We start from the raw sequence: 12,483 nt of genomic DNA, 5'->3' as shown, positions 1-12,483 counted from the left end.
TATAGCCCACGATTTACAAGGCGTCCAGGCTGATGGCTGTTTTTTGATCAGCTATTTTTACGGGGCGTTCTACGTGATTTGTCAACAGGTTTATTGGCCTGTGCGGCCTTTCAAAAACCTGTCGCCTGCCTGTGGATAAGTCTGTGATTAAACTCTGGAAAGAACGCGGTAGGCGGCGTAGTAACTGGCTTCTGGCTATCGATGAGCTGTAACTGTTCTGCACCCTTTTGGGGCGTTTGCATGCCCGGGCTGTTCTGGTCAAGTTAAAAACACTTCAAGTGACGCTGCAGGCCGTGTGCATAAAGGCTTCGACGGCTTTCGAGTTGCCCCCAAAGACTGTGGGCGGGGCTGTGGATAAGATGAGTGTAAACAGCGCTAGCCCGTACAGGGCCTGGCCTACAAAGGTTTGTTCATTTTTCGTACAGCGGGACGGCCTTGATGCGGGGTCGCGAGCCGGGCATTCTGCTCTGGATCTTATTTCAACGGCGGCTCAAGCCCGTCAGCCAAGGAGAACACGATGACTTCCACGCTGTTTATTACCGGCGCGACTTCCGGATTTGGTGAGGCCTGCGCGCGTACGTTTGCGCAAGCTGGTTGGAAACTGGTCCTCACTGGCCGCCGCGAAGAGCGTCTGAACGCGCTTTGTGAAGAATTGTCGCAACACACCGAAGTGCATGGCCTGGTGGTGGATGTGCGTGATCGTGCCGCCATGGAGCACGCTATCGCCAACCTGCCGCCTTCGTTCAACAAGCTGCGTGGACTTATCAACAACGCAGGTTTGGCCCTGGGCACTGACCCGGCGCCCAAGTGCGACCTCGACGATTGGGAAACCATGGTCGACACCAACATCAAGGGCCTGATCTACACCACCCGCCTGCTGCTGCCACGCTTGATTGCCTACGGTCGTGGTGCTGGCATCGTCAACCTCGGTTCGGTTGCCGGCAGTTACCCGTACCCGGGTAGCCACGTGTACGGCGGCACCAAAGCCTTTGTTAAGCAGTTCTCGTTGAACCTGCGCTGCGATTTGCAGGGCACGGGCGTGCGGGTCAGCAACGTCGAGCCGGGCCTGTGTGAAAGCGAGTTCTCGCTGGTGCGTTTTGCCGGTGATCAGGCGCGTTACGACGCGACCTACCAGGGTGCAGAGCCGATCCAACCGCAAGACATCGCCGACACGATTTTCTGGGTGCTCAACACCCCGGCGCACGTCAACATCAACCGCCTTGAGCTGATGCCGGTGACTCAGTCGTGGAGTGGTTTTGCGATTGAGCGCAAGGCCAAAGACTGAGGTAACCCTCTGCGGTGGGGAGAGGGCGGTTTAAAGGCCCAAGTACTGCGCCAGCCCGCTGTAGCAGGTGGCCAGGTGATAGGGCGTGGTTGATGGCATGTCTTCGCGGCTGACCTGGCCTTCGCCGTCGCGGCACTCGTACCAGCCGCCTGTGTATAAAAAGCGCTGCTGCAACGCCTTCAACTGGCGTTGCACGCGCTCTGCGCCATCGGCGCGCAAGGTGAGGGCGCGCAGGTACTCGGCTTGCGCCCAGATACGCTGGGTGCCATCGCGCAAGGTGCCGTCCGGCGCCAACATGCCGCATACCGCGCCGGTCTGTGGATCAACGCCCACCTGCTCGGCAAAGTCGAACGCGCGGTCCAGCGAACCATGCAAGGCGGTTTCGCGCAGCAGCGGCGAGGAGGCCAACAAAAACAGCCATTCAAACTGATGACCCGGCTCAAACCAGTTATCCACAGCGCCGCGTGGCTTCTCCAGCATCACGTTATGCACAGGCTCGATAAAACGCTGCTGCATGCCGTCAGCCAAGGCCAGCAAGGCAGCCTGCACCGGCGCATCGTCGCGTACCGACAGCGTGGCCAAAAAGGCTTCGGCCAGGTGCATCAACGGGTTTTGCAATGGTCCGCTGCCCAGTGACGACCAGTCCTGATCGAGGCTGGCCTCATACAAGCCGTTGCCATCGCTGAACTGCTCGGCCACCACTTGCAGGGCGGCATTGAGCACTGACTCCACCAGCGGCTCTCGCACTTTGGCCCAGTAATGGGCGCAGGCGAAGATGATAAACGCGTGGGTGTACAGGTCTTTGCGTTTATCCAGAGGCGCGCCGTGCGGGTCGATGCTGTAGAACCAGCCGCCATGTTCGGCGTCGTGGAAGTGGCGCTGCAATGAACGAAACAGCGCGCCCGCGCGCTCGTCGGCGTCAGGGAAGGCCGGCTCGTCGATCAGGCTGGCAAACACATACAACTGACGTGCACAGGCCATGGCGCGATAGCGCTGGGGCGGCAAGGGTTGATGGTCGGGGCTGAGTGCCTCGTAAGGCAGCGCCAGTTCGGCGTTCCAGCCGGGCCCTTGCCACAGTGGCACGATGACCTGGCGGAAATGCGCTTGCACGGCCGCAAAAGTGGCGGTCAGTTCAGGCGAAAAAGCGGAGTTGGCTACATCAGGCATCGGCGGGTGTCGTCACGGCTGGGGCGTTTGTGCGACATGATACACCGTGAGCCTAAACTCTGTAGGCGCGAGCTTGCCTCGCGATCTTTTGATCGTTTAAAGCGATCGCGAGGCTAGCCCGACAAAGGGTTCAAGGCACCAGCAGGCCCTGTTTTTCGATAAACGCCACGATGGTGTCCAGGCCTTGACCGATCTTTTGGTTGCTGAACACAAACGGCTTGCCGTTACGCATGCGCCGGGTGTCGCTGTCCATCAGCTCCAGCGAAGCACCGACCTGCGGTGCGAGGTCGATTTTGTTGATTACCAGCAAGTCCGACTTGCAGATCCCTGGCCCGCCCTTGCGGGGCAATTTATCCCCAGCCGACACGTCGATCACGTAGATGGTCAGGTCCGACAGCTCCGGGCTGAAGGTGGCAGACAAGTTATCCCCACCCGATTCGACCAGAATCAGGTCCAGCCCCGGAAAGCGTCGATTCAGTTGATCCACAGCCTCCAGGTTGATCGAGGCATCTTCGCGGATTGCCGTGTGCGGGCAGCCACCGGTTTCCACGCCGATGATGCGCTCAGGCGCCAGCGCCTCGTTGCGCACCAGAAAATCGGCGTCTTCGCGGGTGTAAATGTCGTTGGTGACCACCGCCAGGTTGTATTTGTCGCGCAGCGCCAGGCACAGGGCCAGGGTCAGTGCGGTTTTGCCGGAGCCCACCGGGCCACCGATGCCGACACGCAAAGGTTGTGTGTTCATTACATTCTCCTAGGAACGAAACAGGCGGCTGTACTGGCGCTCGTGGGCCATGCTTGCCAAAGACAGTCCGAAAGCGGCACTGCCAATGTGGGATAAGTCGATAGAACCAGCGTGCTGTTGAGCTTGCTGCAGCACGGGCGACAACTCGCTGGTCATGCGCTGCGCCGCTTGTTGGCCCAGCGGCAGGGTTTTCATCAGCACCGCCAATTGGTTTTCCAGCCAGCTCCACAGCCAGGCGGCGAGAGCATCCTGTGGGCTGATACCCCAGGCGCGGGCGGCCAAAGCCCAGCCCAGCGCCAGATGCGCCTCGCTTTGTTGCGCGAGAAACTGGCGGGCCGGGTCATCCAGTTCGGGTAGGCCGTTGAGCAATTGCTGCAAGGAGTAGCCCATCTGCCGGCTTTCTTGATGCAACTCGCGGGTTTCACGGCTGGCGCGGTGTTCGTCGCACAAGCGCTGCAAGGTGCTCCAGTTCTGTTCTGCGGCGGCCTGGCAGTGGGCGAGCAGCAGCGGCGCTTCAAAGCGTGCGAGGTTGAGCAACAGCTGATCGCGGATCCAGCGTGCAGCCGTGATCGGGTCATTGACGCGACCTTGGTCCACGGCCATTTCCAGCCCTTGGGAATAGCTGTAGCCGCCTATCGGCAACTGCGGGCTGGCCAGGCGCAACAGCGCCCATGCCGGATTCACAAACGCACACCAAACTGATGCAGGCGCGGGGCGTAATTGAAGTCTTCTTCGCCTGCACGGGAGTGATGATGCCCGCCGCCATAAGCACCGTGTTCAGGCTGGAACGGGGCTTCAATGGATTCGGTGGTGGCGCCCAACTGTTCCAGCATCGCCTTGAGCACATAGTCGTCCAGCAGGCGCAGCCAGCCATCACCGACCTGCAAGGCCACGTGGCGGTTGCCCAGGTGGTAAGCGGCGCGGGTCAGCTCAAAGGCGTTGATGCAGGTGACGTGCAGCAGCTTTTCGGGGCTGGCGCATACGCGCACGATGCGCCCGTCCTGCGCTTGCAGAAAATCGCCGTCACGCAGCGGCGGCTGACCGCGCTCCAGAAACAGGCCCACGTCTTCGCCTTCACTGCTGAAGCAACGCAGGCGGCTTTTACTGCGGGCTTCAAAATTGAGGTGGAGTTCGGCGCTCCACACGGGGTGGGTGTCGACTTTGCGATGAATCACCAACATTGGAAGGCTTCCTGCAATTAACAATATGACAGGCACAGCAAGGTGCTTGCCAACGTGGGGCAGACAGCGAACTGTAGGCCCAAACACGGTGCGCAAAGATGAAGATGTACTAAAAAAGTGCGTGATGGCTATTTGAATGCACCAAACGAGTGCGTTCGGTTATTCCGTGCTGCCCAGCCCTTGCCAGTGCTTGAGCCCGATGAAGATAAAGCGCAACTGCTGGCTGATCTTCGCTTGTGGTTGCAAGTACTCAGGCAGCCCCTCGGCGGGCGGGTCGATGATGTCAGGCAGGGCGGCGAATACGCTTTTCACCACCAGATCGGCAATGACCGTCAGCGCCGCCGGGTTCAAATGCTGCAGCTTGGGTTTGGAACCGAGGTCGGTCGCCAGGTCCGACGTGATGTCTTCTCGCAGTGCTGCAATGGCCTGGCGAACCGGCTGGGAGCCGCCGTACTGCTCGCGGGCCAGAAACAAAAACTGAGAGCGATTGGCTTCGACGACATCCAGGAAGATGCGCACCGAGGCGTTGATCACGCCGCCCATAAACAGCTCGTTATGCCGCACCAGGCGAATGGTTTCGCGAAAGGTCTGGCCCACTTCACTGACCAGCGCCAGGCCCAGTTGGTCCATGTCGCTGAAGTGGCGATAAAAGCCGGTCGGCACGATACCCGCGGTTTTAGCGACTTCTCGCAGGCTCAAGCTGCCAAAGCCGCGACCCGATTCCATCAAGGTGCGGGCAGCATCCATCAGCGCTAGGCGGGTTTGTTGCTTCTGTTCGGCGCGAGGCAGCATTGGGGCGGGTGTTCCAGACAAGTACAGCGGGGCACTCTAGCAAATCGGCTTTGATGACGTCGAACGGTGTGTCATCTCAACCCCTTGTAGTCGCTGCCGAAGGCTGCGATGGGGTGCGTGACAGCCTCAGGATCTTGAAGGTCCTGCGACCCTTAACGCAGCCTGGCGGCAGCGGCTACACGTGCTGAATCAGCTCGCACGTTGATTGCGCTCGGCCAGGCGATCCGCGCCGCCTTCAGCGACAAAGGTGCTGCTCTTGGTGCGATCGTAGCCGTCTTCAGCCACACGTTTTTGTTGATCCAGCGTGCGCTGTGCGCCGTCTTCGGCCAGTGAATCCAGGGGCTGGCTCAAGGTGCTTGCCGCCGGTTGAGCCATTGGCGTTGGTTCGTCGTCTGCGGGCATGGCGAATGCGTTGAACGCCAGCAGTGAGAGAGAAAGGCTGAATAAAACAGGGCGTTTCATGGTGTGTGCTCCGTAGCAGTGCAACTCAGTAGTGATGGCGGCAATGCTACGCTGGGAATATCGATATCCAAGTTCATACGGCCAATGGTGATAATCGACACAATTGATATTTCGACACGAATAGCTCTAGCCTGCGCATCTCAGGCCGTTGATGGGTGAGGTTTCATTGAGGGTCGTAGCTTTTTTCTTATGAAAACCACCCTCGGATTAAACCTTGGGTCGTCTTTATCAGTCGTACTTTCATAGTCACCAGGACGTTCAGTTGCCTTAAAAGGAGCCGCACCATGACGCGCACCCGTAAAACCCTTGCCTGGATTGGCGGTATCTTTGTCCTGCTGGTGGTCGTGTTGGTGGTGATCATTTCTACCTTCGACTGGAACCGCCTCAAGCCAACCATCAACGCCAAAGTCTCCGATGCACTGCATCGCCCGTTTGCCATTAACGGCAATTTGGCCGTGCGCTGGCTGCGTGAAGAAGGCGAGGGCGGTTGGCGTGCGTGGGTGCCGTGGCCGCACGTGATTGCCGAAGACCTGACCCTGGGCAACCCCGATTGGTCCAAAAAGCCTGAAATGGCCAGCCTCAAACAGGTTGAACTGCGGATTTCACCGTTGGCGCTGTTGGGCCAGACCGTGGCCATCCCGCGTATCGACCTGACCGAGCCGCAAGCCCACCTCGAGCGCCTGGCCGATGGTCGGGCGAACTGGACGTTCACCTTCGACTCTGCTGATCCGGACGCGGAGCCTTCCAGTTGGAAGGTGGACATCGGCTCCATCGGTTTCGACAAAGGCCATGTGACGTTGAACGACCAGCCCCTGAAAACCCGGCTCGATGTGCTGATTGATTCACTGGGCAAACCGATCCCGTTCAGTGACATCGTTGGCGAAAAAGAAGCGAAAAAGGCCCAGGAAAAGGGCGCTGTGCCGCAAGACTATGCCTTCGCCTTGAAGGTGAATGGCGAGTATCACGGCCAGAAACTCAACGGCACCGGCAAAATTGGCGGCCTGCTGGCGTTGCGTGACGCGAACCAGCCGTTCCCGCTGGAAGCCCAAGTGAGCATTGCCGACACTAAAGTTGCACTGGCCGGTACCCTGACCGACCCGCTGGACCTGGGTGCGCTGGACTTGCGTCTGAAACTGTCGGGCAGCAGCTTGAGCAACTTGTATCCGCTCACCGGCGTGACCTTGCCTGACTCGCCGGCGTACGCCACCGACGGCCACCTGACCGCCAAGCTGCGCGAGGCCAGCGGCGCCACCTTCACCTACGAGGGCTTCAACGGCAAGATTGGCAGCAGCGACATTCACGGCGACCTGAATTTTGCGGCGAGCAAGCCGCGTCCCAAATTGTCCGGCAAGCTGGTGTCCAACCAACTGCTGATGGTCGACCTGGCCCCGCTGATTGGTGCGGATTCCAACGCTAAACAAAAGGCCCGGGGCGGCGAGAGTAAGCAACCGGCGGAGAAAGTGCTGCCGGTCGAAGAGTTCCGCACTGAGCGCTGGCGCGACATGGACGCCGATGTTGAATTCACCGGCAAGCGGATCGTCCAGAGTGCCGAGTTGCCGTTCACCGACCTGTACACCCATGTGGTGCTCGACGACGGCGTGCTGAAGCTTGAGCCGCTGCGTTTTGGCGTCGCCGGGGGCAAGCTGGACGCGCAAATCAATCTCAATGGCCGTAACACACCGTTGCAGGGCCAGGCCAAACTCACGGCGCGCAACTTCAAGCTCAAGCAACTGTTCCCGACCTTTGAGCCGATGAAAACCAGTTTCGGTGAACTCAATGGCGATGCCTCGATCTCCGGGACGGGCAACTCGGTGGCCAGCTTATTGGGCACGGCGAATGGCAATTTGAAGATGCTCATCAATGACGGCGCGATCAGCCGCAGCTTGATGGAAATTGCCGGTTTGAACGTCGGCAATTATGTCGTGGGCAAAATCTTTGGCGACGAAGAGGTGAAGATCAACTGCGCGGCGGCTGATTTCGGGATCAAGAATGGTTTGGCCACGTCCCGGTTGTTTGTCTTCGATACCCAGAACGCAATTATCTACATCGACGGCACTGCCAACTTCGCCACTGAGCGCCTTGACTTGAAAATCACCCCTGAGTCCAAGGGTTTTCGAGTGTTCTCGCTGCGTTCGCCGTTGTACGTGCGTGGCACCTTTGCCCACCCCGATGCGGGGGTAGAGGCAGTGCCTTTACTGCTGCGTGGTGCAGGCATGGTCGCACTCGGCGTGATCGCCGGCCCGGCTGCCGGGCTGCTGGCGCTTGTTGCCCCAAGTGGCGACGTGCCAAACCAATGCGCGCCGCTGCTGCAGCAAATGCAGCAGGGTAAAGTGCCTAAAACTGTGAAATAGAGCTGCCCTCACCCCAACCCTCTCCCGAAGGGAGAGGGGGCTGATTGGGGGATGCTGTAGAAGTGCGGCGTTCTGAACGTGCCGTTTTTTCAGGTATTGAGCATCACCCAACCTGTGTCACTGGGAGTCGGCTGATCGGACCCAGATATCAAGCACCCCCCAATCAGTCCCTTTTCTTATTAGGAGAGAGTGAGGGGGGTGTACTGAACGTGCCGTTTTTTCAGGTATTGAGCATCACCCAACCCGTGTCACTGGGAGTCGGCTGATCGGACCCAGATATCAAGCCCCCCCCCCCAATCAGTCCCTTTTATTATTAGGAGAGAGTGGGGGGGGGACTGAACGTGCCGTTTTTCAGGTATTGAGCATCACCCAACCCGTGTCACTGGGAGTCGGCTGATCGGACCCAGATATCAAGCCCCCCCCCAATCAGTCCCCTCTCCCTCTGGGAGAGGGTTAGGGTGAGGGGCTTTTTGCGAGGTATGCAGCCTTACAGGTCTTGCAGAATATCCGCCATGTCGTCGGCGTGTTCTTCCTCTTGCGCCAGGATGTCTTCAAAGATCCGGCGTGTGGTCGGGTCTTTGTCGCCGATGTACTGGATGATTTCGCGGTAGCTGTCGACTGCAATCCGTTCCGCCACCAAGTCCTCGTAGACCATTTCTTTCAGGGTCTTGCCCGCCACGTATTGTGCATGGGCGTTTTTGGACAGGTGATCGGGGTTGAACTCCGGCTCGCCACCCAACTGCACAATGCGCTCTGCGAGCTTGTCGGCGTGTTCCATTTCCTGGTTGGCGTGCTCCAGGAACTCGTCGGCAGCCACGCTGGCCTTGAGCCCGTTGGCCATGAAGTAGTGGCGCTTGTAACGCAGCACGCACACCAGTTCAGTGGCCAGGGATTCGTTGAGCAGCCGCAGGATTTCTTCGCGGTTGGCGTGATAGCCCTCGGTGACGGCACCGTCTTCGACATTCTTGCGAGCGCGGTCACGCAGGGTGTTTTTATCGGTCAGATGGATCTCGGTCATGTCTTTCTCCTCACTAATCCGGTGGCCGCTCCGCTCTCTTGGCGGGGTCGGTTCGTTAGTTGTGAGTTCAGCGCGCCGAGAAAGTTTTATCTAATTTCAACCGGCTTGGCTTTTCCCAGCGGAGTCGTCCAGCGCTCGGACAAAATCACCCCGCCCAACGTCAGCGCGCCGCCAATCAGGTGGTACAGGTGCAATTGCTCCTTGAGCACCACCGCCGCAATCAGCGCCGTAATCAGCGGCAACAGGTTGAAAAACAGCGTGGTGCGGCTCGGCCCCAGCACCGCTACGGCTTTCATCCAGGCCAGGGGCGCGAGCATCGACGCGAGGATGCAGGCATACAGCACCAGGCCAATGTTATGCACGCCAAGCCCGGCCTTGGGGGACAGCAAGTACAGCGGGAACAACACCACAATCGCCACCAGTACTTGCAGGTAGAGCATCTGCAACGGCGGCAGGCGCAACTGCCATTTCTTCAGCAGGGTGCTGTAGATCGCATAGGCCAGCGTAGCGATCAGCATCATCGCGTCGCCCAGGTTCAGGCCGTGGGCGAGCAGCACGCTCAAGCTGCCGCTCGACACCACCACCAGCACCCCGATAAACGACAGCACGGCGCCGATCAGCGCGCCGGCGGTCAGGCGCTGCCCCAGGCTGATGATCGACATGGTCAGCACCATCAACGGCATCAACGACAAGATGATGCCCATGTTGGTGGCGCTGGTGAGCGCAGCGGCGAAGTACGCCAGGCTCTGGTACACCGCCATGCCAAGCACGCCGAGGATGAAAATTTTGCCCACATTAGGGCGGATCACCGACCAGTTGGCGATTACCGGCTTGAGCAGGAACGGCGTAAACAGCAGGCCGGCCAGCAGCCAGCGGTAAAAGCCGATCTCGGCCGGAAAGATCGCACCAACGGCCAGTTTGTTGACGACGGTGTTGCCAGCCCAGATAAAAATGGCCAGCAGAGGGAAAGCGTATTGCATCAGAAACGACCACAAGGTTAATGAGCGGCGATTATCTTCCTGTCTGTCTGCAAGCCTATACTGCGATCCAGACAACCTAGACTTGAATCCAGACAGCATGCGCAAAAAACTGATCAGCGTACCCGAGTTCGACCGTTTACCCGCGCCGGTGTACTTCCGGTATGCCGAGTTTGATGCCGACAGCCATTCGCCCTCCCATCTGCACAGTTGGGGCTCGTTGAGTTATGTGTCCAACGGCGTCATACGCTATGAAGTCGGTGGGCGGCGCTTTATGTCACCGCCGCAGTACGCACTGTGGGTGCCGCCAAATACTGAGCACAGTTCCTACAACTCCCATGCGATTGTTTACCGCTCCGTGTATCTGGATGCCGCGCTGTGTGAGCAATTGCCCCGTGAGCCGGTGACGCTGGTCATCAGCGATATTCTCAAAAGCATCCTCAGCGACTTTGCCCGCCGGGACATTCATATCCCGCAGACCGAAGCGGATATCCGCCTGGCGCAGGTGCTGGTTGACCAACTGCAACAAGCTGCGGTGCACCAGTGCTATTTGCCGTATGCCAGCCATCCGGGGTTACAGCGGGTGCTTGAAGAGTTGCAGGCTCAGCCCGGCGATAACCGGCCACTGGGTGTGTGGGCAGAGCAGGCGCATGTCAGTGAACGCACCCTGGCGCGCTTGTTTGTACGTGAACTGGGCATGAGCTTTGGTGAGTGGCGCCAGCGTTTGCGCTTCCTGGCGGCGATTGAGGCGTTGGAGTCTACCCGTAGCGTGCAGGATGTGGGTTTTGACCTGGGTTACAGCACCTCGTCGGCGTTTATCGCCATGTTCCAGCGCCAGGCCGGGTGCACGCCAGAGCAATATCGACGCCAGTTACGGCCACATTAACGACCCGGACGGTAGCTGTAACAGAGTTTGTCTACACTGGAATACATGTCGCTGCCACTCGGTGCGGCCATCCAGGAGAAAACTCCATGAAAATGCTGCGTGTCCCTCTGCTGCTGATGGGTTTAGTGCTGTGTTCACACAGTTTTGCCGACACCGCCCAACAAAACAAAATGACCACCTGCAACGCTGACGCCAGCGCCAAAGCTCTTAAGGGCGATGAGCGCAAGGCGTTCATGAGCAATTGCCTCAAAGCGGCACCGGCAGCGGCCACGACCCCGCAAGAGCGCATGAAAAACTGTAACGCCACCGCCACCACCCAGGCCCTCAAGGGCGATGCGCGCAAAACCTTTATGAGTGATTGCCTGAAGAAAAAATAATGGTTCATCGTGTGGGAGCGGGCTTGTTCGCGAAGGCTGCGACGCGGTTTTACTGAAGCAACGCAGGGTGTGTATCGCGAGCATGGCCGCTTCCACGGGGTTCCGTCAGTCACATTTTGTAGTGATCCCCGCTGAAGGCTGGCAGACTGCCCTTCCTTTTGTGCTGCTAGTTTTGAGGCTGTATGCCATCGTTTTCCCAGCGTCACATTTTGTTCGCCAGCTACCTCATCATGGCTGGCAGTCTGTTACTGGTCTTTCCGTTGCGCCTGTTACCCAGCCTGCTGGCGGGCCTACTGGTTTTTGAGCTAGTCAACATGCTGACCCCGCAACTGCAACGGCTGATAGCCGGGCGGCGTGCGCGCTGGCTGGCCGTGGCCTTGTTGGGCACGCTGGTGGTCAGTTTCCTGGCCTTGATCTTTGCGGGGGCCATCAGCTTTTTGCTGCATGAAGCCGAAAATCCCGGCGCTTCGCTGAACAAGTTCATGGTGGTAGTGGACCGGGCGCGCGGGCAATTGCCGCCGTTTCTGGACGGCTATCTGCCCGCCAGCGCAGCGGAATTTCGCATCGCCATTGGCGAGTGGATGAACAAACACCTGAGCGAACTGCAACTGGTGGGCAAGGACGCGGCGCACATGTTCGTGACGTTGCTGATCGGCATGGTGCTGGGGGCCATCATGGCCTTGCAGCGCATCCCTGATGTCAGCCGCCGCAAGCCACTGTCGGCGGCCTTGTTCGACCGCTTGCACCTGCTGGTGCAGGCGTTTCGCAACATCGTTTTTGCCCAGATCAAAATCGCCCTGCTCAATACGCTGTTTACCGGGATCTTTCTGGCGCTGATCTTGCCGATGTTGGGCGTACACCTGCCGTTGACCAAAACCCTGATCGTGTTGACCTTCTTGCTGGGCTTGTTGCCGGTGATCGGCAACCTGATCTCCAACACCCTGATCACCATCGTCGGCTTGTCGCTGTCGATCTGGGTGGCGGTGGGCGCGTTGGCGTACCTGATCGTTATCCACAAGTTGGAATACTTTTTAAACGCCAAGATCGTGGGCGGGCAGATCAGTGCCAAATCGTGGGAATTGTTGCTGGCGATGCTGGTGTTTGAAGCCGCCTTCGGCCTGCCCGGCGTGGTAGCCGGGCCGATTTACTACGCGTATCTGAAGAGCGAATTGAAGCAGCTGGAGCTCGTCTGAATCTCTGTAGGAGCGAGCTTGTCTCGCGATCTTTTGATCTTTGAACAGATCG

Annotated in this window: 13 protein-coding genes; 5 read left to right on the top strand and 8 right to left on the bottom strand. The window is 58.9% G+C overall.

From position 1 onward, the window contains the following. Positions 1-517 precede the first annotated feature (517 nt). A complete protein-coding gene (locus NTD86_RS00155) occupies positions 518-1,285 on the top strand; it encodes an SDR family oxidoreductase (protein ID WP_262200074.1) in 768 nt (255 codons plus the stop codon). A 30-nt stretch (positions 1,286-1,315) separates the two neighbouring features. Here NTD86_RS00155 and NTD86_RS00150 read toward each other — a convergent pair whose 3' ends face one another. The 6 genes from NTD86_RS00150 to NTD86_RS00125 form a co-directional block, all read right to left on the bottom strand. Further along, a complete protein-coding gene (locus NTD86_RS00150) occupies positions 1,316-2,452 on the bottom strand; it encodes an AGE family epimerase/isomerase (RefSeq protein WP_262200071.1) in 1,137 nt (378 codons plus the stop codon). 130 nt (positions 2,453-2,582) lie between these two features. After that, complete coding sequence (gene ureG, locus NTD86_RS00145) at positions 2,583-3,194, bottom strand: urease accessory protein UreG (protein WP_262200069.1); 612 nt, start codon at positions 3,192-3,194, stop codon at positions 2,583-2,585. 9 nt (positions 3,195-3,203) lie between these two features. Then, complete coding sequence (locus tag NTD86_RS00140; RefSeq protein WP_262200067.1) at positions 3,204-3,878, bottom strand: urease accessory protein UreF; 675 nt, start codon at positions 3,876-3,878, stop codon at positions 3,204-3,206. Next, positions 3,875-4,375, bottom strand: a complete 501-nt coding sequence (ureE, locus tag NTD86_RS00135; RefSeq protein WP_262200065.1) for an urease accessory protein UreE — start codon at positions 4,373-4,375, stop codon at positions 3,875-3,877. The genes NTD86_RS00140 and ureE overlap by 4 nt, the downstream gene beginning before the upstream one ends. A 159-nt stretch (positions 4,376-4,534) precedes the next feature. Then, complete coding sequence (locus NTD86_RS00130) at positions 4,535-5,167, bottom strand: TetR family transcriptional regulator (protein WP_262200063.1); 633 nt, start codon at positions 5,165-5,167, stop codon at positions 4,535-4,537. 189 nt (positions 5,168-5,356) lie between these two features. Continuing rightward, positions 5,357-5,629, bottom strand: coding sequence for a hypothetical protein (locus tag NTD86_RS00125; protein WP_262200061.1), 273 nt, complete (start codon positions 5,627-5,629; stop codon positions 5,357-5,359). Positions 5,630-5,913: 284 nt separating this feature from the next. Here NTD86_RS00125 and NTD86_RS00120 point away from each other — a divergent pair, with 284 nt between their 5' ends. Further along, positions 5,914-7,980, top strand: coding sequence for an AsmA family protein (locus NTD86_RS00120; RefSeq protein ID WP_262200059.1), 2,067 nt, complete (start codon positions 5,914-5,916; stop codon positions 7,978-7,980). A gap of 487 nt (positions 7,981-8,467) precedes the next feature. On the opposite strand, the gene NTD86_RS00115 is transcribed toward NTD86_RS00120, so the two are convergent. Continuing rightward, complete coding sequence (locus tag NTD86_RS00115) at positions 8,468-8,998, bottom strand: bacterioferritin (RefSeq protein WP_262200056.1); 531 nt, start codon at positions 8,996-8,998, stop codon at positions 8,468-8,470. Between the two features lie 86 nt (positions 8,999-9,084). Next, the gene (locus NTD86_RS00110) at positions 9,085-9,978 is read right to left on the bottom strand and encodes a DMT family transporter (RefSeq protein WP_262200054.1); all 894 of its coding nucleotides are present in this window, start codon (positions 9,976-9,978) and stop codon (positions 9,085-9,087) included. A gap of 97 nt (positions 9,979-10,075) precedes the next feature. On the opposite strand from NTD86_RS00110, the gene NTD86_RS00105 reads away from it, so the two are divergent. The 3 genes from NTD86_RS00105 to NTD86_RS00095 all read left to right on the top strand — a co-directional run bounded on the left by NTD86_RS00105 (position 10,076) and on the right by NTD86_RS00095 (position 12,431). After that, on the top strand, positions 10,076-10,861 hold the full coding sequence (locus tag NTD86_RS00105; RefSeq protein ID WP_262200052.1) for an AraC family transcriptional regulator: 786 nt from the start codon (positions 10,076-10,078) through the stop codon (positions 10,859-10,861). An 86-nt stretch (positions 10,862-10,947) separates the two neighbouring features. Continuing rightward, positions 10,948-11,238, top strand: a complete 291-nt coding sequence (locus NTD86_RS00100; protein WP_262200050.1) for a PsiF family protein — start codon at positions 10,948-10,950, stop codon at positions 11,236-11,238. A gap of 182 nt (positions 11,239-11,420) precedes the next feature. Then, positions 11,421-12,431 (top strand): AI-2E family transporter, encoded by a 1,011-nt coding sequence (locus NTD86_RS00095; protein WP_262200048.1) that lies wholly within the window; start codon positions 11,421-11,423, stop codon positions 12,429-12,431. The last annotated feature ends 52 nt before the right edge of the window (positions 12,432-12,483 follow it).

It is taken from the genome of Pseudomonas sp. 7P_10.2_Bac1, assembly GCF_025465935.1.
Classification (GTDB): domain Bacteria; phylum Pseudomonadota; class Gammaproteobacteria; order Pseudomonadales; family Pseudomonadaceae; genus Aquipseudomonas.
The sequence above is the reverse complement of the archived record's forward strand: the minus strand, read 5'-3'. Positions and strand labels throughout refer to the sequence as shown.

Coding starts and splice junctions, on each gene's coding strand:
- NTD86_RS00155 (WP_262200074.1), top strand. CDS start 518: ATGACTTCCACGCTGTTTATTACCGGCGCGACTTCCGGATTTGGTGAG.
- NTD86_RS00150 (WP_262200071.1), bottom strand. CDS start 2,452: ATGCCTGATGTAGCCAACTCCGCTTTTTCGCCTGAACTGACCGCCACT.
- ureG (WP_262200069.1), bottom strand. CDS start 3,194: ATGAACACACAACCTTTGCGTGTCGGCATCGGTGGCCCGGTGGGCTCC.
- ureE (WP_262200065.1), bottom strand. CDS start 4,375: ATGTTGGTGATTCATCGCAAAGTCGACACCCACCCCGTGTGGAGCGCC.
- NTD86_RS00130 (WP_262200063.1), bottom strand. CDS start 5,167: ATGCTGCCTCGCGCCGAACAGAAGCAACAAACCCGCCTAGCGCTGATG.
- NTD86_RS00125 (WP_262200061.1), bottom strand. CDS start 5,629: ATGAAACGCCCTGTTTTATTCAGCCTTTCTCTCTCACTGCTGGCGTTC.
- NTD86_RS00120 (WP_262200059.1), top strand. CDS start 5,914: ATGACGCGCACCCGTAAAACCCTTGCCTGGATTGGCGGTATCTTTGTC.
- NTD86_RS00115 (WP_262200056.1), bottom strand. CDS start 8,998: ATGACCGAGATCCATCTGACCGATAAAAACACCCTGCGTGACCGCGCT.
- NTD86_RS00110 (WP_262200054.1), bottom strand. CDS start 9,978: ATGCAATACGCTTTCCCTCTGCTGGCCATTTTTATCTGGGCTGGCAAC.
- NTD86_RS00105 (WP_262200052.1), top strand. CDS start 10,076: ATGCGCAAAAAACTGATCAGCGTACCCGAGTTCGACCGTTTACCCGCG.
- NTD86_RS00100 (WP_262200050.1), top strand. CDS start 10,948: ATGAAAATGCTGCGTGTCCCTCTGCTGCTGATGGGTTTAGTGCTGTGT.
- NTD86_RS00095 (WP_262200048.1), top strand. CDS start 11,421: ATGCCATCGTTTTCCCAGCGTCACATTTTGTTCGCCAGCTACCTCATC.